This is a genomic window from Sphingomonas sp. UYAg733 (assembly GCF_054057355.1).
In genome coordinates this window covers 133,154-156,234 of record NZ_JBSRZE010000008.1, presented here as the reverse complement: position 1 = coordinate 156,234, position 23,081 = coordinate 133,154, and the positions used below count along the sequence as shown (strand labels likewise).

Annotated in this window: 24 protein-coding genes and 1 pseudogene; 15 read left to right on the top strand and 10 right to left on the bottom strand. The window is 63.8% G+C overall.

Annotated features, from left to right (window positions below; all coding sequences use genetic code 11):
- Together ACVWZA_RS14920 and ACVWZA_RS14915 are read left to right on the top strand one after the other, a co-directional pair.
- A pseudogene (locus tag ACVWZA_RS14920) lies at positions 1 to 231 on the top strand (IS630 family transposase); the annotation flags it as partial.
- 89 nt (positions 232 to 320) lie between these two features.
- Positions 321 to 941: a hypothetical protein gene (locus ACVWZA_RS14915; protein WP_457312039.1), complete on the top strand. Its 621-nt coding sequence runs from the start codon at positions 321 to 323 to the stop codon at positions 939 to 941.
- Positions 942 to 1,031: 90 nt separating this feature from the next.
- Here ACVWZA_RS14915 and ppdK read toward each other — a convergent pair whose 3' ends face one another.
- From ppdK to ACVWZA_RS14900, 3 genes are all read right to left on the bottom strand, one after another.
- Positions 1,032 to 3,698: a pyruvate, phosphate dikinase gene (gene ppdK, locus ACVWZA_RS14910; protein ID WP_457312038.1), complete on the bottom strand. Its 2,667-nt coding sequence runs from the start codon at positions 3,696 to 3,698 to the stop codon at positions 1,032 to 1,034.
- Between the two features lie 38 nt (positions 3,699 to 3,736).
- Positions 3,737 to 6,100 carry a glycine--tRNA ligase subunit beta gene (gene glyS / locus ACVWZA_RS14905; RefSeq protein WP_457312037.1) on the bottom strand — a complete coding sequence of 788 codons (2,364 nt, stop codon included), beginning with the start codon at positions 6,098 to 6,100 and terminating at the stop codon, positions 3,737 to 3,739.
- 160 nt (positions 6,101 to 6,260) lie between these two features.
- Positions 6,261 to 7,100: a glycine--tRNA ligase subunit alpha gene (locus ACVWZA_RS14900; RefSeq protein WP_457312049.1), complete on the bottom strand. Its 840-nt coding sequence runs from the start codon at positions 7,098 to 7,100 to the stop codon at positions 6,261 to 6,263.
- A gap of 87 nt (positions 7,101 to 7,187) precedes the next feature.
- Between ACVWZA_RS14900 and ACVWZA_RS14895 the strand changes: the two genes are divergently transcribed.
- The 10 genes from ACVWZA_RS14895 (at position 7,188) to ACVWZA_RS14850 (ending at position 15,311) form a co-directional block, all read left to right on the top strand.
- A complete protein-coding gene (locus ACVWZA_RS14895) occupies positions 7,188 to 7,559 on the top strand; it encodes a hypothetical protein (protein ID WP_457312036.1) in 372 nt (123 codons plus the stop codon).
- Positions 7,560 to 7,766: 207 nt separating this feature from the next.
- Complete coding sequence (locus ACVWZA_RS14890) at positions 7,767 to 8,696, top strand: TraB/GumN family protein (protein ID WP_457312035.1); 930 nt, start codon at positions 7,767 to 7,769, stop codon at positions 8,694 to 8,696.
- 254 nt (positions 8,697 to 8,950) lie between these two features.
- Positions 8,951 to 9,718, top strand: coding sequence for a TraB/GumN family protein (locus ACVWZA_RS14885; RefSeq protein ID WP_457312034.1), 768 nt, complete (start codon positions 8,951 to 8,953; stop codon positions 9,716 to 9,718).
- A 100-nt stretch (positions 9,719 to 9,818) separates the two neighbouring features.
- A complete protein-coding gene (locus ACVWZA_RS14880) occupies positions 9,819 to 10,523 on the top strand; it encodes a 50S ribosomal protein L25/general stress protein Ctc (RefSeq protein WP_457312033.1) in 705 nt (234 codons plus the stop codon).
- Between the two features lie 142 nt (positions 10,524 to 10,665).
- A complete protein-coding gene (pth, locus tag ACVWZA_RS14875) occupies positions 10,666 to 11,238 on the top strand; it encodes an aminoacyl-tRNA hydrolase (RefSeq protein ID WP_457312032.1) in 573 nt (190 codons plus the stop codon).
- Positions 11,235 to 11,837: a TIGR02466 family protein gene (locus ACVWZA_RS14870; RefSeq protein WP_457312031.1), complete on the top strand. Its 603-nt coding sequence runs from the start codon at positions 11,235 to 11,237 to the stop codon at positions 11,835 to 11,837. Before pth ends, ACVWZA_RS14870 begins: the two co-directional genes overlap by 4 nt.
- Positions 11,838 to 12,077: 240 nt before the next feature.
- Positions 12,078 to 12,260 carry a hypothetical protein gene (locus ACVWZA_RS14865; protein WP_457312030.1) on the top strand — a complete coding sequence of 61 codons (183 nt, stop codon included), beginning with the start codon at positions 12,078 to 12,080 and terminating at the stop codon, positions 12,258 to 12,260.
- 110 nt (positions 12,261 to 12,370) lie between these two features.
- Positions 12,371 to 13,471: a redox-regulated ATPase YchF gene (ychF, locus tag ACVWZA_RS14860; protein ID WP_457312029.1), complete on the top strand. Its 1,101-nt coding sequence runs from the start codon at positions 12,371 to 12,373 to the stop codon at positions 13,469 to 13,471.
- 64 nt (positions 13,472 to 13,535) lie between these two features.
- Entirely contained in the window at positions 13,536 to 14,801 is a 1,266-nt protein-coding gene (locus ACVWZA_RS14855) for an alkaline phosphatase family protein (RefSeq protein WP_457312028.1), read from the top strand.
- A 60-nt stretch (positions 14,802 to 14,861) separates the two neighbouring features.
- Positions 14,862 to 15,311, top strand: a complete 450-nt coding sequence (locus tag ACVWZA_RS14850) for a MaoC family dehydratase (RefSeq protein WP_457312027.1) — start codon at positions 14,862 to 14,864, stop codon at positions 15,309 to 15,311.
- Positions 15,312 to 15,345: 34 nt separating this feature from the next.
- On the opposite strand, the gene ACVWZA_RS14845 is transcribed toward ACVWZA_RS14850, so the two are convergent.
- The 5 genes from ACVWZA_RS14845 to petA form a co-directional block, all read right to left on the bottom strand.
- Positions 15,346 to 15,897 carry a hypothetical protein gene (locus ACVWZA_RS14845; protein ID WP_457312026.1) on the bottom strand — a complete coding sequence of 184 codons (552 nt, stop codon included), beginning with the start codon at positions 15,895 to 15,897 and terminating at the stop codon, positions 15,346 to 15,348.
- Positions 15,898 to 16,000: 103 nt separating this feature from the next.
- Positions 16,001 to 16,555: an adenine phosphoribosyltransferase gene (locus ACVWZA_RS14840; protein WP_457312025.1), complete on the bottom strand. Its 555-nt coding sequence runs from the start codon at positions 16,553 to 16,555 to the stop codon at positions 16,001 to 16,003.
- Position 16,556: 1 nt separating this feature from the next.
- A complete protein-coding gene (locus ACVWZA_RS14835; protein WP_457312024.1) occupies positions 16,557 to 17,396 on the bottom strand; it encodes a cytochrome c1 in 840 nt (279 codons plus the stop codon).
- A 22-nt stretch (positions 17,397 to 17,418) separates the two neighbouring features.
- Positions 17,419 to 18,714, bottom strand: coding sequence for a cytochrome b (locus ACVWZA_RS14830; protein WP_457312023.1), 1,296 nt, complete (start codon positions 18,712 to 18,714; stop codon positions 17,419 to 17,421).
- A 10-nt stretch (positions 18,715 to 18,724) separates the two neighbouring features.
- Complete coding sequence (gene petA / locus ACVWZA_RS14825; protein WP_457312022.1) at positions 18,725 to 19,309, bottom strand: ubiquinol-cytochrome c reductase iron-sulfur subunit; 585 nt, start codon at positions 19,307 to 19,309, stop codon at positions 18,725 to 18,727.
- Positions 19,310 to 19,492: 183 nt separating this feature from the next.
- Between petA and ACVWZA_RS14820 the strand changes: the two genes are divergently transcribed.
- The 3 genes from ACVWZA_RS14820 to ACVWZA_RS14810 all read left to right on the top strand — a co-directional run bounded on the left by ACVWZA_RS14820 (position 19,493) and on the right by ACVWZA_RS14810 (position 21,495).
- Positions 19,493 to 19,942 (top strand): tRNA (cytidine(34)-2'-O)-methyltransferase, encoded by a 450-nt coding sequence (locus tag ACVWZA_RS14820; RefSeq protein WP_457312021.1) that lies wholly within the window; start codon positions 19,493 to 19,495, stop codon positions 19,940 to 19,942.
- A 5-nt stretch (positions 19,943 to 19,947) separates the two neighbouring features.
- Positions 19,948 to 20,808, top strand: coding sequence for an oxygen-dependent coproporphyrinogen oxidase (hemF, locus tag ACVWZA_RS14815; RefSeq protein WP_457312048.1), 861 nt, complete (start codon positions 19,948 to 19,950; stop codon positions 20,806 to 20,808).
- A gap of 78 nt (positions 20,809 to 20,886) precedes the next feature.
- Positions 20,887 to 21,495, top strand: a complete 609-nt coding sequence (locus ACVWZA_RS14810; protein ID WP_457312020.1) for a GNAT family N-acetyltransferase — start codon at positions 20,887 to 20,889, stop codon at positions 21,493 to 21,495.
- On the opposite strand, the gene ACVWZA_RS14805 is transcribed toward ACVWZA_RS14810, so the two are convergent.
- Together ACVWZA_RS14805 and ACVWZA_RS14800 are read right to left on the bottom strand one after the other, a co-directional pair.
- Positions 21,450 to 22,220, bottom strand: coding sequence for a hypothetical protein (locus ACVWZA_RS14805; RefSeq protein WP_457312019.1), 771 nt, complete (start codon positions 22,218 to 22,220; stop codon positions 21,450 to 21,452). The genes ACVWZA_RS14810 and ACVWZA_RS14805 overlap by 46 nt on opposite strands.
- Positions 22,217 to 23,050 (bottom strand): hypothetical protein, encoded by an 834-nt coding sequence (locus tag ACVWZA_RS14800; RefSeq protein ID WP_457312018.1) that lies wholly within the window; start codon positions 23,048 to 23,050, stop codon positions 22,217 to 22,219. Before ACVWZA_RS14800 ends, ACVWZA_RS14805 begins: the two co-directional genes overlap by 4 nt.
- Positions 23,051 to 23,081: the final 31 nt, after the last annotated feature.

Here is a 23,081-nt window from a genome sequence, read left to right as displayed (position 1 = left end):
GTCCCGACATCCTGCTCGTGGCTCAACGCTGTCGAGGGCTTCTTCGCCACGCTGACCCGACGACGCCTGAAGCACGGCGTCTTCCACTCCGTCGTCGACCTCCAGGCTGCCATCAACCGCTTCATCAAAGAGCATAATCAAGAACCACGACCGTTCGTCTGGAAGGCCGATCCCGATCACATTATCGCAGCTGTCAGGCGCGGGCACCAAACGTTGGAATCAATCCACTAGGGACCGTTCGGGGCGCTTGATCCCACGCGACTGACTCGTCAGGATCGATCCCGGCGCCGAACCGTCGGGCCGAGACTCGGGAAACGCAGATGCTGTTCAATAGCTTGGGTCAATTCATGGTGCTTGCGCTGCTGCTCATCGGTGGCGTGATCCTCGGCCTCGGCCTGCACCCCGGCGGCAGGAAATGGCGCCGGCGCCTTTATGAAGAGAGCGAGGCGTACAGCAATTACCGGCACAAGGCCGAGGTCCAGATTGGCGAAGGCAAAGCCCGTATTGCCGATCTGGAGCAGGAAAATGCCGCGCTGAAGGAACAGGCGGACAAGGCCGGGCCGCCGATCGCCGCGCCGGCGACCATCACGGATCCGGTATCGATTGCGCCCGAACCCGATGCCGCGCCGATCGCCGTACGGGCCGCGCCCCTCGCCACCAGCGCCGCCGTAGCCGCTTTCCCGTTACGCGACTCCGGCGGCAGCGGCGGCGATGACCTTTCGCGCATCCGCGGCATCGATGACGCGATGAGGGCGAAGCTGGCCGCACTCGATATGACCAGCTTCGCCGATATCGCCAAGCTATCGGACGAGGACGAGATGGCGCTGGAACAGCGACTCGACATCCCTGCCGGCTTCATCCTGCGCGAGCGTTGGCGCGACCAGGCGACGCTGCTCAGCGCCGGCAAGACCGAGGAACATCGCGCGCTCTTCTGGAGCTGACCGCTCAGCCGCGTACGACCGGGCAGCGTGCGGATTGCCGCGGCACCATGATCGCAGGTGACGCGCAATGGCTTGCGCGCGCCGCCGGGCCTAGCCCGCCTTGCCCAGCGCCGCCTGTGCCGCCGCGAGCCGCGCGATCGGTACGCGGTAGGGCGAGGCGCTGACATAATCGAGACCGATGCGCTCGCAAAACGCGATGCTCGCCGGATCGCCGCCATGTTCGCCGCAAATGCCGAGCTTGATCTCCGGCCGCGTCGCTCTGCCGCGCTCCGCCGCGAGTTCGATCAGCTGGCCGACGCCTTCGATATCGAGGCTGACGAACGGGTCCTTGGCGTAGATTCCGCGCTCGACATAGGTGGTCAGGAAACGCGCCGCGTCGTCGCGGCTGACACCAAGCGTGGTCTGCGTCAGATCGTTGGTGCCAAAGCTGAAGAACGCGCCGACCTCGGCGATCTCGCCCGCCATCAGGCAAGCGCGCGGCAGTTCGATCATCGTGCCGATCAAATACTCGATCGTGCGGCCCTTGTCGGCGAACACGGCTTGCGCAGCCTTTTCGACCACCATCTTCATCAGCTCCAGCTCGCGCCGCGTGGCGACCAGCGGGATCATCACTTCGGGGATCGGCGCCGCGCCCGACTTGACCGCGACCTCGATCGCCGCTTCGAAAATGGCGCGCGCCTGCATCTCGTAAATCTCGGGATAGGTCACGCCAAGCCGGCAGCCGCGATGGCCGAGCATCGGGTTGAACTCGTGCAGTTCGGCGGCGCGGCGCTTGAGGATATCGACATCAACCCCGGCGGCGGTCGCGACCTCGGCGAACTCGCTTTCCTCATGCGGCAGGAATTCATGCAGCGGCGGATCGAGCAAGCGGATCGTCACCGGCAGGCCAGCCATCACCTCGAACAGCTGGACGAAATCGGCGCGCTGTTCGGGGAGCAGCTTGTCGAGCGCGACGCGGCGGCCCTTCTCGTCCTCGGCCAGGATCATCTGGCGCACCGCGGTGATCCGCGCCGCGTCGAAGAACATGTGTTCCGTCCGGCACAGTCCGATGCCTTCGGCACCGAATTCACGCGCCACCCTGGCGTCGAGCGGCGTTTCCGCATTGGCGCGTACCTTCAGGCGCCGAACGCCATCGGCCCATTCCATCAACGTGCCGAAATCACCCGACAATTCGGGCTGCACGGTCGGCACCGCGCCGGCCATCACTTCGCCGGTGGTGCCGTCGATAGTGATCGTGTCGCCCTCGCGGATTTCTCGGCCCGCAACGCGCATAACGCCCGCCTTGGCATCGATCGCAATGGTGCCAGCGCCCGAGACGCAAGGACGCCCCATGCCGCGCGCGACCACTGCCGCGTGGCTGGTCATGCCGCCGCGCGCGGTCAGGATGCCCCGTGCCGCGTGCATGCCGTGAATGTCTTCCGGCGAGGTTTCGACGCGGATCAGAATCACGCTGTCGCCGGCTGCCGCGCGCTTTTCGGCGGTGTCGCTGTCGAACACCGCCGCTCCACTGGCCGCCCCCGGCGATGCGGGAAGCCCCTTGGTCAGCACGTCGCGTACCGCATTGGGATCCAGTGTCGGGTGGAGCAGCTGATCGAGCGCCTGCGGGTCGACGCGCGCGACCGCTTCCTCGCGCGTGATCAGCCCTTCCTCGGCCATATCGACCGCGATCTTCAACGCGGCCTTGGCGGTGCGCTTGCCCGAACGGGTTTGCAGCATCCACAATTTGCCCTGCTGCACGGTGAACTCGATGTCCTGCATGTCGCGGTAATGCGTTTCGAGCAGGTCGAACACCTTGGCCAGTTCGCCGAACACGACCGGCATCGCCTCTTCCATCGAGGCGGGCTTGGCATTGGCGGCCTCGCGCGCCGCCTTGGTCAGATATTGCGGGGTGCGGATGCCGGCGACGACGTCCTCGCCCTGCGCGTTGATCAGGAACTCGCCATAATATGCGCGGTCGCCCTTGGCCGGATCGCGCGTGAACGCCACACCCGTCGCCGAGGTATCGCCCATATTGCCGAACACCATCGCCTGCACATTGACCGCTGTGCCCCAGGCGGCGGGAATGTCGTTCAACCGGCGATAGACTTTCGCCCGCTCCGACTGCCACGATCCGAACACCGCGCCGACCGCGCCCCACAGCTGATCATGCACGTCCTGCGGGAAGGGCTTGTTCCACTGCGCCTCGACCAGCGCCTTATACTCGGCGACCAGCGCCTGCAGATCCTCGGCGGTCAGGTCGGTGTCGAGATAATAGCCCTTGTCTTCCTTGGCGATCTCAAGCGCTTCCTCGAAGCTGCCATGGTCGAGTTCGAGCACGACATCGGAATACATCTGGATGAAGCGGCGATAGCTGTCCCAGGCGAAGCGGGCGTCGCCCGAGGTCTCGGCCAGACCCTTCACCGTCTCGTCGTTGAGGCCGAGGTTGAGCACCGTGTCCATCATGCCCGGCATCGACGCGCGCGCGCCGGAGCGGACCGAGACGAGCAGCGGATCGGACGCATCGCCGAATATCTTGGCCGTGACGCCCTCGATATGGGCGAGACCCGTCGCGACTTCATCGCGAAGGCCCTGCGGAAAGGCGCGCCCCTCGTCATAATAGACTTCGCAGAATTCGGTCGAGATGGTGAACCCCGGCGGCACCGGCAGACCGATCGAGGCCATCTCGGCAAGGTTCGCGCCCTTGCCGCCGAGCAGATTCTTGTCGCCCTTGCCCCCATCGGAAACCCCGCCGCCGAAGCGGTAGACGTACTGCGTCATTCACTCGTCCCCATCTAGCTCGTATCGTTTGAAGCTGATCAACCCTCGATCTTCGAAAAATCCGCCACCGCGTGGACCGCATTGCGCACCCGCGCGAGCAGCGTGAGCCGCGCTGTTCTTTTATCCGGATCGGGATCGTTGACCGTCACCGCTTCGAAGAAGCGGTCGATCGGCTCGCGCAGGCTGGCGAGTGCCGCCATGGCACCGGCGAAATCCTCGCTCGCCACGGCCTGGCGTGCTCGCGGTTCGGCAGCATCGAGCGCGGCAATGAGCGCGGCCTCTTCTCCCTCTCCCCCTGTGGGAGAGGGAGGGAGGAGCGAAGCGACGGAAGGGTGAGGGGGAGTGATGGGCGACACACTAGCGTCCCCCTCACCCTTCCCATCGCGTAGCGATGGGCCCCTTCCCTCTCCCACAGGGGGAGAGGGAGTAAGGAAGCCTTCCTTCTTGAGGATATTCGCGGCGCGTTTGTACCCGGCGAGCAGGTTCCTGCCGTCCTCCGTGATGACGAAGGACTGCAGCGCATGGACGCGGGCCAGCAAGCGGACCGGCTGATCGTCGCCAAGTGCGAACACGGCATCGATGAGGTCATGACGCACGCCGGCGCCACGCTGCTGTACCTTCAACCGGTCGAAGACGAAATCAGTGACGGCGCCGTAGAAGCCGGTCGTAAACAGTTTGCCCAAGCCCTCTTGCCAATCGCCTTGAAATTCCGGCCGATTTTGAAGCTGCCTCTGGTATCCGCTTCCCGCACGGTGAAAGAAATACATGGTTTCCATCGCCAAGCTATTTTTCAGCACCAATTCGATAATGCCGATTGCGGCGCGACGCAGCGCAAAGGGGTCCTTGGAACCAGTTGGCCGCTCGTCGATCAGGAAGAATCCGGTAATCGTATCCAGCTTATCAGCCAGCGACACCGCTACCGTCACCGGCGCGGTGGGCACATCATCGCCCTGCCCGACTGGCTTGTAATGATCGCGGATCGCGTCGGCGACCGCTTCGTTCTCGCCCTGCGCGCGGGCGTAATAGCCGCCCATCAGGCCCTGCAGTTCGGGGAATTCGCCGACCATGCCGGTGACCAGATCCGCCTTGGCCAGACGCGCGGCGCGTTCGGCCTGATCGGCGAGCGCTGCGGCAGCATTCCGTCTCCCATCGGGAGAGGGAGGGAGACGCGAAGCGTCGGAAGGGTGAGGGTGAGCGGAGAACGCATCCTTGTCACCCTCACCCTTCCCATCGCTGCGCGATGGGCCCCTTCCCTCTCCCGATGGGAGAGGGAGATTTGGACCGACAATCCCCTTTTCGACCAGCCAGCGGGCCAGTTTGGCGACGCGGTCGACCTTGTCGGCGACCGTGCCGAGCTTTTCGTGGAACACAACGCGGTCGAGCTTCTTCGCCTGCTCCTCGAGCGGCACCTTCAGGTCCGTCTCGTAGAAGAATTTCGCGTCCGACAGGCGCGCTGCCAGCACCTTGCGGTTGCCGTCGATGATCTTTGCGCCGCCATCGACCGCGTCGATATTGGCGGTGCATACAAACGCGTTGGCGAGCTTTCCCTCACTATCGCGGCACACGAAATATTTCTGGTTCACGCGTGCGGTGAGCTGGATCACTTCGGGCGGCACGGCCAGGAACGCCGCGTCGAAACGGCCGAGCAGCGGCACCGGCCATTCGGTCAGCCCGGCGTTCTCGGTCAGCAGGCCTTCGTCCTGCACCAGTTCCAGCCCGGCCTTGCGCGCCGCCATGGTCGCGCCGAGCGCGATGATCTGGCGGCGTTCGGCCTGATCGACGATCACATGCGCATCGCGCAACTGCTCCGCATAAGTCGCGGCGCTGGTAATGGTGATCGCGTCCGGTGCGTGGAAGCGGTGGCCGACGGTGGTCGCGCCCGAGACGATTCCGGCGATCTCGCACGGCACGACCTGGTCGCCGAACAGCGCGACGATACCCTGCAGGGGGCGCACCCATTTCAGGCTTTCGGTCGACGCCGAGGCATCGCCCCAGCGCATCGATTTCGGCCAGGGAAAGGCGCGGATGATCGCCGGGATCGCCTCGGCCAGTACATCGGCGGTGGCGCGACCGGGCTTTTCGACGATCGCGAAAAAGATACCGTCGCGCTCGACCAGTTGGTCCTGAGTGAGGCCGGTCTTGCGCAGGAATCCTTCCAGCGCCTGGGGCGGCGCGGAGGTCTTCGGCCCCTTGGTTTCCTCCGACACCGCTTCGGTCTGCACTGGCAAGTCGCGGGCGATCAGCGTCAGGCGGCGCGGCGTGGCGAGCGTTTCGAGCGCAGTGGCCTTGAGGCCCGCCTTGTCGAGTTCGGCCGCGAACAGGCGTGCAAGATCGTCGCGCGCCTTGTCCTGCATGCGCGCGGGGATTTCTTCCGAGCGGATTTCCAAAAGGAAGTCGGTCATCGCTCAATCCTGCCCGGCACGGGAAGGGAGGCCGCGACGCAAAGCGGCGTGGTGGAGGGGGTGGGCCGGCAGCGTAACGCTTGGGGAGAGCCCCCTCCACCATTCGCTGAAGAAGCGAATGGTCCCCCTCCCCGTACCGGGGAGAATCTGAAGAGGACCATCATGCCGTCCACCCGTTCTTGTCCATCCAGGCCTGGCAACTGCCCTTCGCGAGGTCGCGCACCCGGCCCATATAGGCCTGGCGCTCGGCGACCGAGATCACGCCGCGGGCTTGCAACAGGTTGAAGACATGACTCGCCTTGATCGCCTGTTCATAGGCGGGGATCGGCAGCTTCGCCTCGAGGCAATTCTCGCACTCTGCAGTGGCCTTGCGGAACAGGTCGAACAGCGTGTCGGTATTCGCCACTTCGAAATTCCAGGTCGATTGCTCGATCTCGTTTTCGAGGAACACGTCGCCATAGGTCACGCCCGCATCGTTATAAGCGAGGTCGTAGATCGAATCCTTGTTCTGCAAATACATTGCGAGGCGTTCGAGACCATAGGTCAACTCGCCCGCGACCGGCTTGCAATCGAAGCCGCCCATCTGCTGGAAGTAAGTGAACTGCGTCACTTCCATCCCGTCGCACCATACTTCCCAGCCCAGGCCCCAGGCGCCGAGCGTGGGTGATTCCCAATCATCCTCGACGAAGCGGATATCGTGATGGGTGAAATCGATGCCGATCGCGGCCAGCGAACCGAGATACAGTTCCTGCAGGTTCGGCGGGCTTGGCTTCAGGATCACCTGATACTGGTAATAATGCTGCAGTCGGTTGGGGTTTTCACCATAGCGTCCGTCGGTCGGGCGGCGGCACGGCTGGACGAAGGCGGCGTTCCAATGATCGGGTCCGAGCGCACGCAGCGTGGTCGCGGTGTGAAAAGTGCCTGCGCCCATTTCCATGTCATAAGGCTGCAGAATCAGGCAGCCACGATCGCTCCAATAGTCATGGAGCTTGAGGATCATGCGCTGAAAGCTCAGCGGCTTGGTGTCGGGACCAGCGGTCACGCGGCGGAAACCCTTCGCAAGTGCGGGATAAAAAGCGCCGCCGCTTTGGCGCATGGCCTCTTTAGGGTCAACTGGCACGGATCGACCGGCGCGATTGAATCGGCGGGATCGCCCCTGTCCGAAACCCTTTGGGACATTGCCGCCATCATCCTGAATTCCCGCAGCTGCGGGAAGCTCCACGGGAAAATGCTTTTTCGAGCGTTCTGCGGGAAGCTGCGGGAAATTCTGCGGGAAATTTGTTGCAACGGCATGGGATTTTTGCGCGCGGCGCGGGAATACGGGAAGTGTCGGGAAGGGCGTCATGGTCTGGTCGATTCCGGTTGTGGCGATTCAAATTTTCGGTCGAATTTGCTTTTATCCGTGACGCGCGAATTGCGCGTCGGAGAGCAGGCATGGCGACGCCGCAAGGCGGTGTGAATCGAGCCCGCACGCGGCACAATGCCGTCGGGCTAAAAGTAGAAAACGGATTCGCTGGTGATCGCTGGGCAAGGCAACCTGACCATCCCCCACGGCAATGTCGTATTCCTGCTCACAATATCGGTCGCGGTGGTAACCTTTTCGTGGCGGTGCTTCCGTTAGGGCAGATCCATCCCCATTTGCGTGCCCGTGTAGAAGGAACAATAGATGAAGCGTTTCGTCGCCGCGCTGATCGCGGCAACCCTGTCCGCCACCCCCGCCCTGGCGCAGACCGCCCCGGCTCCAGCGCCCGTTCCAGCGCCAGGCCCGACCGCAGCCGCCGCGATCGTCGATGCCGATCCCGCCTTATGGGTGGTGAAGGACACGGGCACGACGATCTATCTGTTCGGTACCTTCCATGCGCTGAAACCCAATCTCGGCTGGTTCGACGAGGCCGTGAAGACCGCGTTCGACGCCAGTGACCAAGTCGTGCTCGAACTCAACATGCCCGACCCGGTCGAGATCCAGAAGATCATGATGCCGCTCGCCACCGACAGCAGCGGCAAGAAACTGTCCGACAAGATCCCCGAGGCGAAGCGTGCCGCCTACACCGCCGGCATGACCAAGCTCGGCCTGCCCCCCGCCGCAGTCGAGCAATATGAACCATGGTTCGTCAGCATCATGTTGTCGCAGATCGCGATGCAGAAGGCCGGCTATAGCCCCGATGACGGGACCGAGGCGCAGCTTTCCAAAGCCGCCAAGGCAAGTGGCAAACGCCTGTCCGGTTTCGAGACCTTCGCGCAGCAGATCGGCTATTTCGACACGCTTCCCGAGGACGCACAGGTCACCTTCCTGATGAGCAGCATCGATGAGGCCGAGGAGTTCGCGCCGAAGATCAATGAGATGCTCGGTTACTGGACCAAGGGTGAGGACGTGAAACTCGGCAACATGATGAACGAGGAGCTCAAGGAATCGCGCTCGCTCTATGACGTGCTGCTCAAGAACCGCAACATACGCTGGGCGAAGGTCATCGCCGATCGCATGAAGCAGCCGGGCACAATATTCGTCGCGGTCGGCGCCGGGCACCTGGCCGGGCCGGACAGCGTGCAGCATCAGCTCCTGAAATACGGGCTGAAGGCGACGCGGGTCGACTATTGAGGGCCTTGGAGTCTGTTTGGAAATTCGCTCTTTCGCGAATTTCAAAGGCGGTTCCGGCCCGCTCCCCCTCCCGGCCACCCACAGCATATCCTGAATGGGTGGCCGGGAGGGGGAGCGGGCCGATACCGCCAAATGCGCCTGCCGGCACATTTCCAAACAGACCCATCGCGGTTCTGGTAGCGGGGGCGTGTGCGCTCCTCGCCGCAGCCTGTAGCCGGCCTGCGCCGATTGAGGCGCGGCCGGCGCTGTGGCGCGTGCAGGATGCCGACACGGTGATCTGGCTGCTCGGCACGATCCATGTCCTGCCGCCCGAAGTGCATTGGGAAACGCCGGCAATAATGGCAGCGATCGACGGTGCCGATATGCTGGTGACCGAAATTCCGGCACAGCCGCCCGCACAGGCATCGGCGATCTTCGCGGCGGCCGCACGGGGGCAAGGCCTGCCACCGATCATCGATCGTTTGCCGGCCGACCGACGCGCCGTGCTGAAAGAGGCGGCGGCCCGATCGGGCCTGTCGATCGCGGCGCTCGACGGCATGAAGAGCTGGGCGGCTGCGGCGGCGCTGGGCGCTGGGTCGAGCCGGGCGACGCACGCCACGATTGATCATGGCATGGAGGCGGTGCTCACGCAGCGCTTCGCCGACACGGGCAAGCCGCGCCGCGCGCTTGAGACCCAGGTCGGGCAATTGGCACTGTTCGACACCCTGCCCGAGTTGGCCCAGCGCGTGTTGCTGGTTCGTTCCATCGAGCAGCGCGAGGCCTATGCCGGGACGCTGGCAGCATGGAGCGCGGGTGACACCGCAAGGATCGCGGCCAGTTTCGAACCCGGCTTTCGCGGCGCGCCGGAACTGGAAAAGACACTCGTGACCGACCGCAACGCCAGATGGTCGGGCTGGATCGCGCGACGCATGAACACGCCCGGCAAGCTGCTGGTGGCGGTCGGTGCGGGCCATCTCGCGGGTGGTCGATCGGTCGTCGCGATGCTCCGCGCGCGCGGCCTGAAGGTCGAGCGAGTCCAATAGTTGCTTCTTGCCCCCTCCTCCCCTATAGCGCCGCGCTTCCGGTCAGGGTCATCCCTGGAGGCCTGACGGGAAGCACCATAACGTATTTCGGAGCAAGAACATGAGCGAACAGCTGACGCTCGCAGCCGAGACGCGTGAACAGGTTGGCAAGGGAGCCTCCCGTTCGCTGCGTCGCGAAGGCCGCGTACCCGCCGTAATCTACGGCAACAAGCAAGAACCATTGTCGATCCACGTCGAGGAAAAGGCGCTGATGCGCCTCCTGATGACGGGTCACTTCATGAATTCGGTCGTGATGGTCGATGCCGGTGGCAAGACCATCCGCACTCTGCCCAAGGATGTCGCGTTCGACGCCGTGTCCGATCGTCCGGTGCATGTCGATTTCCTGCGCATCGGTGCGCACACCACGGTTCACGTCAACGTTCCCGTCGTGTTCACCGACGAGGAAGACGCACCTGGCATCAAGAAGGGCAATGGCGTGCTCAACGTGGTCAAGCATGAGCTTGAACTCGTGTGCGACGCGGCCGACATCCCCGACCAGATCACCATCTCGCTCGCCGGCAAGGAAATCGGCGATGCGATCCACATCTCCGACATCGACCTGCCCAAGGGCGTGACCTCGGCGATCACCGACCGCGACTTCACCATCGCGACGATCGTGCCGCCGACCGTCCCGACCGTCGAGGACGAAGAAGCCGACGCCGCCGTTGCCGAAGCGCAGGCAGCCGAAGCTGCTGAAGCCGTCGAAGACGAAGCCGAGACGACCGAAGGTGGCGACGACGCCGCCGAAGGCGACAAGGCCGAGTAACCGGATATTGCCCCTTTCCCTTCACGGGAGAGGGTTGGAAGAGGGGCAGTGGATGCTGGTCGCAAAGGCCGCTTCCCCTGCCCTTTTTCTTTGCCTCCCCTTTCTCTTTGCCTCCTCCTCCACTTTGCCTCAGTGAGATCGCATGCAACTCTGGGTCGGCCTTGGTAATCCCGGCGCGCAATATGCGCTCAACCGGCACAATGTCGGCTTCATGGTCGCCGACACGATCGCCGACCTGTATGATTTCGGCCCGGTGAAAAAGGCGTTCCAGGGCTGGACCCAGGAAGGACGCGTCGGCGGCGAGAAGATCCTGCTGCTAAAGCCAGCGACCTTCATGAACGAAAGCGGGCGGAGCGTCGGCGAAGCGTTGCGCTTCTACAAGCTCGATATGGACGCGCTGACCGTGTTTCACGACGAACTCGATCTCGACCCGTTTCGCGTCAAGGTGAAGATCGGCGGCGGCACCGCGGGGCATAATGGCCTGAAGTCGATCGACCAGCATCTCGGCCCCGATTTCCGCCGCGTGCGCATCGGCATCGGCCATCCCGGTCACAAGGACCGCGTGCACGGCCATGTGCTGGGCAATTACGCAAAGGCGGAGATGGACTCTCTCGCCGACCTGCTCGGCGCGATCGTGGCCGAGACACCGTGGCTCGCCAAGCAGGACGATGCACGTTTCATGAGCGATGTCGCGCTCAGATTGGCAGATTCATGACCAGCCGCAGCCTGTTTGCCACCCGCCTCTACGAAGGCAGCCTGAACGACCCCGAATTCGTCGAGGAGCTCGACCATGCCTGCCGCATGCTCGCCGAGGACGACCGCGCCGGCCGCGCCTGGTCGAAGGAGCATGGCTATCGCGGCTATACCTCCTACGCCTCGCTGAACGATTTGCCGTTGCGTGATCCGACGATCGGCGAACTGGTCAAGCGGCTCAACAAGCATGTCGCGACATTCGCCGCCGATTGCGCGTTCGATCTGGGCGGACGCAAGCTCAAGCTCGAGAGCCTGTGGGTCAACATCCTGAAGCCCGGCGGCACGCATTCCGGCCATATCCACCCGCATTCGGTCGTCTCCGGCACGGTCTATATCGCCGTCCCGTCCGGCGCCGGGCCGCTCAAGCTGGAGGATCCGCGCCTGCCGCTGATGATGGCCGCGCCGACCCGCAACGACGACGCGCCGGAGGATTTGCGCAGCTTTGTTTATGTCGACCCGTCCGATGGCACGGTACTGCTGTGGGAGAGCTGGCTGCGCCACGAAGTGCCGCCGGGCGCCGCGAAGAGCAAGCGGATCAGTATCAGCTTCAATTATCGCTGAGCCGCGACTCAGGTAGCCTGATTAACCTGGGTCGGGCCGATTCGGCTTAAATGATTTTAATGCCCGATGCGACGCGAGGGCGGGCTTGCGCCGCGGGACAATTTCGACTTGCCGATGCCGCCGATCTCCGGCGAGGCCAGATTGAGCGGAGATGTTCCGGCTAGAGGGATATTAAGGCGGCTCGCCGCATTTTCTGCTATGACCCGCGAACGGTACCAAACGACTCGGACAGGGGTTCGGATGATGCGGTTTGACGATCGGGAATATCACGAGCAACGCGCGCAGGCCGAAACCCGGCGCGCGCATGGCGCCACCGATCCATCGGTCGCGCGGGTCCATCTGACCCTAGCGCGGATGCACCAGGAACGCGCCACCGGGGTTCATACCATCGGGACTGAAAGTCCGCTCCGCCTGGTCAGTTGAAGCGCATGATCATCGCCCGGTAACGCGGCACTGGCGCTCGGCGCCCGAACCCCCTATCGCGCGTCACCAACCGCCGGGTGGCCCGGCTTCATGACGATCAAGGCGATGAGATGGGTTTTCGGTGCGGTATCGTGGGCTTGCCCAATGTCGGCAAGTCGACGCTGTTCAACGCGCTGACGGAGACGGCAGCGGCGCAGGCGGCGAATTATCCGTTCTGCACGATCGAGCCGAATGTCGGCAATGTCGCGGTGCCCGATCCGCGGCTCGACAAGCTTGCGGCGATCGCCGGTTCGGCCAAGATCATCGAAACCCAGCTCGGCTTTGTCGATATCGCCGGCCTGGTGCGTGGCGCATCCAAGGGCGAAGGCCTGGGCAACCAGTTCCTCGGTAACATCCGTGAGGTCGATGCCGTGGTGCACGTGCTGCGCTGCTTCGAGGACGGCGATGTCACCCATGTCGAGGGCAAGGTCGATCCGATCGCCGATGCCGAGACGGTCGAGACCGAATTGATGCTGTCCGACCTGGAAAGCCTTGAAAAGCGCGTGCCCAATTTTGCCAAAAAAGCCGCGCAGGGCGACAAGGAAGCCAAGATCGCCGCCTCGGTGCTCGGCCAGGCGCTCGACCTGTTGCGCGAGGGCAAGCCCGCACGGCTGACAATGCCCAAGGACGAAGAAGAGACGCGTGTCTTCGCCCAGGCGCAGCTGCTAACCTCCAAGCCAGTCCTATATGTCTGCAACGTCGATGAGGGTGATGCCGCCAACGGCAACGCCTTGTCGGCGCGCGTGTTCGAAAAGGCCAAGGCGGAGGGTGCCGAGGCGGTGATCGTCTCGGCCGCGATCGAGGCGGAGATCGCCACCATGGCGCCGGGAGAGCGCGGCGAGTTCCTCGCCGAGCTGGGGCTGGAGGAAACCGGTCTCACCCGCGTGATCCGCGCCGGATACTCGCTGCTCCACCTGATCACCTTCTTCACCGTCGGGCCGAAGGAAGCGCGCGCCTGGACCGTCCATGTCGGCGCCAAGGCACCGCAGGCGGCGGGCGAGATCCACACCGATTTCGAACGAGGCTTCATCCGCGCCGAAACGATCGCCTATGACGATTATATCGCGCTCGGCGGCGAAAGCGGCGCGCGCGACGCGGGCAAGCTGCGCTCCGAGGGCAAGGAATATGTCGTCCACGACGGCGATGTGCTGTTGTTCCGCTTCAATGTCTGAGCGTAGGGCGATTACCGGATGACGGCGTCATACGAGTGACGCGGAACTGACGCAGGAGGCGGTGATGCACTGGATCAGCCGTATCATCGCTGCCATGCTTTGCGTGGCACTTCAGGCCTGCGTCACCGCGCCGGCCAATACGCCGGTCCTGCCGGTCGCGGCGGGGGTCCGCACTCCGGTGACGATCCTGGTGTCGATCGACGGTTTCCGCCCCGATTATCTGACACGCGGCGTGACGCCGGTCCTGTCCGCGCTGGCGGCCGGCGGCGTAACGGCGCCGATGCGCCCGTCCTTTCCGTCCAAGACCTTCCCCAACCATTATACGTTGGTCACCGGACTGCGCCCCGATCACAACGGCATCGTCGCCAACACGATGGAGGATGCCAACCGGCCCGGCGAGACCTTCACCATGGCGACCGACGACCCCTTTTGGTGGAGCGGGGCCGAACCGCTCTGGGTGACCGCCGACAAGGCGGGGATCCGCACCGCGACGATGTTCTGGCCGGGATCGAACGTGCCGGTCGGCGGCACGCGCGCGCCAAAATGGCCCAACACGATCACTGGCGGTGCGCGGCCCGACGACTGGCAGCAATTCAACCAGGCGGTGAGCGGCACGCAACGCGTCAACGCGGTGATCGACTGGATGCGTCGCCCGGCGGCGACCCGCCCCCGCTTCGTGACGCTGTATTTCGATACGGTCGATACGGCCGGCCATATCTTCGGCCCCGACGATACGCGCACCACCATAGCGGTCGGTGATATCGACAAGACCATCGGCGAACTCGTCGATGGACTGACATCGCTCGGCCAGCCCGCCAATCTGGTCGTCGTTGCCGATCACGGCATGGCCGCGACCAGCAGCGAGCGTGTCGTCGCGCTCGACAAGGTCGCCGACCCGGCGGACTATCGCATCGTCGAGACCGGCCCCTATGCCGCACTCGCCGCGATTCCGGGACATGAAGCGGCGCTGGAGAAAGCCCTGCTCAAACCCCACGACCATATGCAATGCTGGCGCAAGGCAGACATTCCGGCGCGCTTCGCCTATGGTAAAAACCCGCGCGTGCCGCCTTATCTGTGCCTCGCCGAAACCGGCTGGTCGATCAACAAGAGCGCGCCGGCCGACCAATTCAGCGGCGGCAATCACGGTTACGACAATGCCGACCCGGCAATGGCGGCTTTGTTCATCGCCAATGGCCCGGCCTTTGCCAATGGGCGCGTCCTGCCCGCGTTCGACAATGTCGATATCCAGCCGCTGCTCGCCGCGACGCTCGGCATCGCGCCCGCTGCGACCGATGGCAGCCTGGCAACTTGGAACGCGGCGAGACGCTAAATTCGTCACGTGCGCTTGCTCACACTTGCATTAGGCGAGTTTCATTGCGAAACTCAAATCATGCAATATTTCGAGGATATCGCCGTCGGCGCCAAGGCCAGCTTTGGCAGCTATCAGGTCACCCGCGAAGAAGTGATCGCCTATGCCGAGAAGTTCGATCCGCAGCCCTTTCACCTCTCCGACGAGGCGGCGGCGAAGACTCATTTCGGGCGGCTTTCAGCGAGCGGCTGGCACACGTGTGGCATGGTCATGTCGATGATCGTCGCCAATCTGAAGGCCAGCAAGCAGGCCGGGCTGGGCTCACCCGGGCTCGACGAACTGCGCTGGCTCAAGCCGGTCTATCCGGGCGACACGCTGCGCTGCGAGACCGAAGTCATCGAGAAGCGCCCGTCACAAAGCCGCCCGGAAATGGGCAGCTTCCGTTCCAAGATGACGGTGATCAACCAGGACAACGCGCCGGTGATGACGTTTACCTCGATCGGCCTGGTCCAGACGCGCCCCAAGGTCTGATATCCTCCGGCCGAGGCCGAAGGACAGTCGCAGATCAGTTGCGTCGGCCGGGCCGGTTTCCCTGCCGCGACGCGCCACGGTCGCCGCGATTCCCCGGGTTATAGGTTCGGTCACTATCGCGTCGCTCTTCCCGGACCTGGCCCGACGTCGCTTGTCCGTTGCGATAGCCCTGGCGTCCACCCCAGCGATTCTGGCGATCGTCGCGATTGTCGACGCCGCGGTCGCGGTTGAAACCCTGCCAATTGTCGCGCCTATTGCGGCCATCCCAGTGATGGTCGCGACGCCCTTCCCAATAACGACGCTGGCCGTCGTTCCAGCGATGCGCACGGCGATTGCGATCATAGATGTAATAGCCGGTGCCGGGATAATAATAGTCGCCGTACCAGCCATAACCGCCACCATAACCGCCACCATAACCATAGCCGCCGTCATAATATGACGCGTCATAATAGTCGCCCGAGCCGTAGCCGAGCGAGACGCCGTTATAACCATAGCCGTCGGTGCAGCCGCCAAGGCCGATGGTCGCGGCAAGCGCGAGGGCCGCAAGGCCTATCCGGGGTGAAAACCCAATCCTGGGCAAAAACATCGCCACTCTCCAGAGCATCAGGTGCGGCGGACTACGCCGCTTATGATGATAGAACGATGCCGGGGTGAGCGTTGTTCCACTCAACCTCCCTATCCGACGGCACTCAATGCCCCGCGAAGGCAACCAGCGACGCGACCTCGACACCATCGGCGCGCAGCGCGTCCGCTCCGCCGAGATCGGGCAGATCGACCAGGAACTGCGCCTGCGTCACCAGAGCGCCCGCCTTGCGCAACAGACGCACTGCCGCCCGCGCGGTGCCGCCGGTCGCGATCAGGTCGTCGATCAGCAGGACATTGGCACCGGGTGTGCAGGCATCGGCATGCATCGCGATCCGGTCGGTACCATATTCCAATGCATAATCTTCGGCGATCGTCGCGCCGGGCAGCTTGCCGCCCTTGCGGATCAGCAGCACGCCGGCACTGAGCGGCACCGCCAGCGCGGCGGCGAACAGAAAGCCGCGCGCCTCGATCCCGGCGACCAGATCGACCTTGCCGATGGTCGCCGCCGCCATCCGCTCGACGCTTTGCGCCAGGCCGTGCGCGTCGAGCAGCAAGGTGGTGATGTCGCGGAACATTATTCCCGGCTTCGGAAAGTCGGGGATCGTGCGGATCAGCGCCTTGATGTCGTCATTCGAGCCCCGCAAGGCGCCTTCGGTCATCTCAATGCTTAACGTCGCGCCAGACATTCTGATACGCGCCCCAGGCGAGCCCGCAGAAGATCAGCAGGAAGATGATCACCGCGAAGCCGGTCTGACGCCGTGCCTGAAGCTTGGGCTCGGCGGTCCAGGTCAGGAACGCCGAAACATCCTTGGCCATCTGATCGACGGTCGGCCGCGTGCCGTCGAGATACGCGACCTGCCCCTCGGACGTGAGCGGCGGCGCCATCGCGAGATTGAGATTCGCGAAATACGGATTGTAATGCAGTCCCGCTGGCGTCTTCGAATCGGGGAAATGCTTGAGCAGTTCCGCAGGCTGGTTCTGGAACCCGGTCAGCAGCGAATAGACATAGGCCGAGCCGTCGTGGCGCGCCTTGGTCATCAGCGACAGATCCGGCGGGATCGCATTGTTGTTCGCGGCGCGCGCGGCGACGTCGTTGGCGAACGGCGACGGGAAGCGATCCGACGGGATCCCCTTGCGCGTCGAAGGCTCGCCCGTGTCGGGGTTGATCGTCGGGATCGTGTCGAATTCCGACGCGAACTTCTTCACCTGAGCTTCGTTGTAACCGAGGCCCTGCAGGTCACGGAACGATACCAGGCGCAGCGAATGGCAGGCCGAGCAGACTTCCTTGTAGACCTGAAGCCCGCGCTGCAGCTGCCGCTCGTCGAACTTGCCGAACACGCCGTCCGAGGCGAGTGCCAGTTCCTTGGGATGCTTGTGGAATTCATGCTCGGCGGTGGCCGCCGGCGGATCGGTGGCCAGGCCGTACACAGTGTTCCCCAGCGCGAGCAGGAGTACACCGGCAAAGGCGACCCCGACGAGCAATGCGATAAAGCGAACCATCTTCGATATCCCTCTTGTTCGCTTACGCCAGCGCCGACACGGCAGGACTCTGGGCCGGGCTGGTGCCGCCATGCTTCGACAACACCGCTTCGGTGATCGAATTGGGCAGTGGCCGTGGCCGTTCGGATCGCGCGATCATCGGCATGATGATCAGGAAATGGGCGAAATAATAAGCGGCGCAGATCTGGCTGAGGATCACATAGACCGGATCGGCCGGCGACCCACCGCAATAACCGAGCACCAGGATGTCGAGCATCAGGATCCAGAAGAAAATGCGATAGGTCGGCCGGTAATTGGCCGAGCGCACCGGCGAGCTGTCCAGCCAGGGCAAGAAGAACAGCAGCAGGATCGAGCCGAACATCGCCAGCACGCCCCACAGCTTCGCCGGGAGGATGAAGTCCACGGTGAAGGCGCGCAGGATCGCGTAGAACGGCCAGAAATACCATTCGGGCACGATGTGCGCGGGCGTCGAGAGCGGGTTGGCCGGGACGTAATTGTCAGGATGGCCGAGATAATTCGGCGCGTAGAACAGCAGCACGGCGAAGATCAGCAGGAAGATGCCGAGCCCGAAGCCGTCCTTCGCCGTGTAGTAAGGATGGAACGGCACCGTGTCCTGTTCACCCTTCACTTCGACGCCGGTCGGGTTGTTCGACCCCGGAATATGCAGCGCCCAGATGTGCAGGATGATGACGCCCGCGATCACGAACGGCAGCAGGTAATGGAGTGAGAAGAAGCGGTTGAGCGCGGCGTCGTCCGGCGCGAAGCCGCCGAGCAGCCAGATACGGATGGAGTCGCCGACCACGGGTATCGCCGAGAAGAAGCCGGTGATCACCTGCGCGCCCCAGAAGCTCATCTGGCCCCACGGAAGCACGTAACCCATGAACGCGGTTGCCATCATCAGCAGGAAGATGACCACGCCGAGCAGCCACACCATCTCGCGTGGTGCCTTGTACGAGCCGTAATATAGCCCGCGGAACATGTGGATATAAACGACGATGAAGAACATCGACGCGCCGTTGGCGTGCGCATAACGCAACATCCAGCCGCCATTGACGTCGCGCATGATGTGTTCGACCGAATCGAACGCCACCGCGCCATTCGCCGCGAAATGCATGGCGAGGACGATGCCGGTGATGATCTGGATGCCGAGCGCGGCACCGGCGAGAACGCCGAAGTTCCAGAAATAATTGAGATTGCGCGGCACCGGATACCCGGCGCCGACGGCATTATAGACGAGACGGGGGAGCGGCAGCCGTTCATCGACCCACTTCATCAGCGGGTTGGTCGGCGCATAATGCTTGGCCCAGGGAAAGCTCATATCTGGATCCTCAACCGACGACGACCGTCGTATCCGACGAGAAAGTATAGTCCGGCACGTGAAGATTGCTCGGTGCCGGACCCTTGCGGATGCGTGCGGCGGTATCGTACGCCGAACCGTGGCACGGGCAGAAATAGCCGCCAAACGGGCCCTTGATTTCGCCCTCGCCGGCGCCCAGCGGCACGCAGCCGAGATGGGTGCACACACCGAGGGTGATCAACCAGTTCTTGTGACCTTCCTTGGTGCGCTCAGCCAGAGTCTGCGGATCGCGCAGCTCGCTGATCGGCACTGCGTCGGCCTCGGCGATTTCCTTCGGCGTCAGGTTGCGCACGAACAAGGGCTGTTTGCGGAAACTGGTCTTGATCGCCTGTCCGGGGACGATCTTCGACAGATCGATTTCGGTGGTCGATTGCGCGAGCACATCGGCCGATGGGTTCATCTGGTTGAGCAGCGGCAGCACGGTGACCGCGCCACCGACACCGATCCAGGCGACCGCCGCGATATTGATGAAGTCGCGACGGCGCGGGTCATCCACATGTTCGTGGAAAGGAGCCGGATCTTCCCCGGGCGGCACCGCGGTATCAACAATTGCCATTCACTTGCCCTTGCACTTCTTAACCCGTTTCGACGGTGGCGAGGCTTCGCGCAGAGATTTGCCCGCTCGGCCAGCCGGTTCCGTCCCCACGGAGGCTGGCGGCCTGATAGACGCGAGCGGACGGCTTTGCCAACAGCATTTTAGGCCTGTTGCGGTATGGGCGGCGCAGGATATGCGCGAAACATGCGGATCGCCCTCTATCAGCCCGATATCGCCGGCAATGTCGGCACCATTTTGCGCACGGCGGCGTGCTTCGGCATCGGCATCGACCTGATCGAGCCGATGGGATTCGCTTTTTCCGATCGTGCGCTCGGCCGGGCAGGCATGGATTATGTTCCGGCCGCCCTGGTGAAGCGCCATATCGACTGGGCCGCGTTCGAGGCGCAGGTCGCCGGGCGGATCGTCCTGCTGACCACACGTGGCGGGATCCGCCTCGATGCGGCGCGCTTCAAGGCGGACGACGTGCTGCTGATGGGGTCGGAGAGCAGCGGCGTGCCGTCCGAGGTGCATGACCGCGCCGAACTGGCGGTGCGCATCCCGCTTGCGGCGGGCATGCGGTCCTTGAATGTCGCGGTCGCGACGGGCATCGCGCTCGGCGAGGCGTTGCGGCAGACCGGAGGATATCCCGCGTGATCGAAATGGGCATAGAGCTGGACGGCGAGCAGGCACAGGCTCGCGGCTGGTTCGAACAGCTGCGCGACCTGATCTGCGCCGAGTTCGAAAGTATCGAGCGCGAAGCCGGGTCCGACGCGGCGTTCGACTATATCGCCTGGGACCGCACCGATCCGTCGGGCGCGCCCGGCCCCAGTGAAAATTTGGGCGGTGGCGTGCGCGGCGTGATGAAGGGCAAAATATTCGAGAAGGTCGGGGTCAATGTCTCGACCGTCTGCGGGACGTTCGAAGGCGATTTCGCCAAATCGATCCACGGTGCGGGCGAGGATCCGACGTTCTTCGCCACTGGCATCAGCCTGGTCGCGCACATGGCCAACCCGCATGTTCCGGCCGTGCATATGAACACCCGCTTCCTGGTCACCACCAAGCGCTGGTTCGGCGGCGGCGCCGATCTCAATCCACCCTTGCCGCGCGAAGGGGACACCGAAGATTTCCACGCGACGCTGAAAGCCGCGTGTGACGCGCATGACGCGGGCCATTATCCGCGCTTCAAGCAATGGGCCGACGATTATTTCTACATCCCGCACCGTGGCGTGCATCGCGGCGTCGGCGGCATCTTCTATGATCATCTCGAGGGTGATTTCGCCGCCAATTTCGCCTTCACCAAGGATATCGGGCGGACGTTCCTCGACACCTATCCGCGAATCGTGCGGCGACGCATGAACGATGCGTTCGGCGATGCCGACATCGCGACGATGCGCAACTGGCGCGGCCGTTATGCCGAGTTCAACCTGGTCTATGACCGCGGCACGCTGTTCGGATTGAAGACCGGTGGCAATATCGACGCGATCCTGATGAGCCTGCCGCCGGTCGCCACCTGGGAATAATGGTGTGGGGAATAATGGTGTGGGGAATAATGGTGTGGGGAATGATCGGGTCGGGAATGATGGGGTGAGAGTGAACCAATGGGGCTGACCCCGGTCGCCGATGCCGAGGTGGCGACGATCGTCACTACGCTGGAGATGCGCAAACGTCCGCCCGCGCGTCCCCTGCCCGATTCGCGCCTGCGACTGGTCGCCTGGGATCGCCCGACACCCGACAAATATCGCGCGCTGTTCCGCCGCATCGGGGCGCCCTGGCTATGGTTCTCGCGGCTGGTCATGGACGATCGCGCCCTGATCCGGATCATTCACGACCCCGATGTGGCGATCTTTGCCGTGGTCGATCCGGCAGGCGTCGAAGTCGGCATGCTGGAACTGGATTTTCGCGAACCACACACCTGCGAGCTGTCCTATTTCGGACTGATCCCGGAACTTGCCGGGCAGGGTCATGGCCGCTGGCTGATGGCTCAGGCGTTGAACCGTGCCTGGATCAAAGGGATCGACCGTGTCTGGATTCATACCTGCACGCTCGATCATCCAGCGGCACTCGGCTTCTATCGCAAGTCCGGCTTCGCGGCGATCAAGCGCACGATCGAAACCTTCCTCGATCCGCGCCTGACCGGCGACCTGCCGCGCGACGCCGCGCCTCAGATACCCTTGTTCGACGCCGGGCTCGACAGCAACCGCCGGTAGAAGGCGATCTGAATTAGCGCTACCGCCAGCATTGTCGCTGCGGTTACCCCGGCGGCGGCGGCATCGACCATCGCGATCACGACCGGGTTGGCCATGTTAGCGGCGGTCAGGCGATGGTCGATCAGCACGAATGGCAGCGCCGCGAGCGCGCCGCCCAGGACGGTCGCCCCGGCCAGCGCCGCCGCCGTCAGGCCATTGCCGCGCGTCAACGCCCAGCTGCGGGCGATCGAGCGCCGGATACTCGGCTCCGGTTCCGCGACGAGGATCGGTCCGACCACCATCAGCCGCCCGAACAGATACAGGCCGGGTAGCAGGAACAGCACGAAGAACTGCCCGAAGCCGAGCGGCAGGCCAGTGATGATCATCGCTGGCAGGAAACGCGGGAACAACCGGAAGGCGCGGGCCAGCGCCGCGCCCAGATCGGGCCGGTCGGCGTGAAGATAAAGCACCAGAACGACCAGCGCGCCATACTGCACGATCGCTGAGGCCAGCAGGTACCAGCCGCCATAGGTCAGCATCCAGTTGGATACCGTTTCTGCCAGCGCGCGGCGCGCGGCGTCGGCCATCCCAGGATCGGCCGACAAAGACGGCATCGCCGGCACCAGCAGCATGATCGCAAACAGCGGCAGGAAAAGGATCAGCCCGGCCAACGGCAGCAACAAGCCATGGTCGGCTTTCCACATCGCCCACGCATCGGCGAGCGTACCCGCCATACCATTCCTCATCGTGTGCCGCGATTCATGCCCGATTCGACGATCGATTCTCGCCGGTCGCGCACCGCGAGATAGAGTTTGGCGGTAAAAGCGGCCAGCAACGCCGTAAAAGCGGTCTCGACCGCGCCGACCAGAATCGAGGCGAGCACAGTCGCCACGGAAATATCCCCTTCGCCGCCCGCAACAAGGTTCAACAGTGATCCGAAGACGAACTTCGCAGCAAGGATCGCCACGGTTGCAACGATGCCGAACAGCACCATCACGCCGATGATCTTCCAGGTGATGCCGCGCGTCAGTATGAAAGACCGGCGGAACACACCCAGGCCGCGACGCTCCCATACGACGATCGGATAAACCAGCGCGAGCCGCGCGGCGAGCCAGATCAACAGCATCACGGCGACCAGACCATAAATCCCCACGAAACCGGCTATGGCCGGGGCCATCTCCTGTCCGCTCCCGGCCATCGCCGCCGTGAAATCATAGCCGGACAGCCCCATCGCCACACCGATCGGCGCGACCAGCAGCATCGCAGCGACAAGCATCAAGGCGATCACACCGATCAACGGCAACAGCCGCTTGTTCGCAACCCCGATCGCCGCGGCGCGGCCGGCAGCGGGATCGATCGCCAGCGCGGTGATCGCAACCTGCCCCCAGCGAGCGATGATCCCCACGATCAACCACAGAATTGATGTCGCTAAGGGCGAAGATGTCATCAGCGGCGCGAGATTTGCGTGCAGTGACATCGGCAGGAAGATCGCAAATAGCGCAAGCGGCACGACGGCCGACAGATTGTCGCTGAGAAACTCGGTCGCGCGATCCCAGACATTCCCCATAATGACCATAACCGATGCGACTCCCCCGCGCCTTATGTGC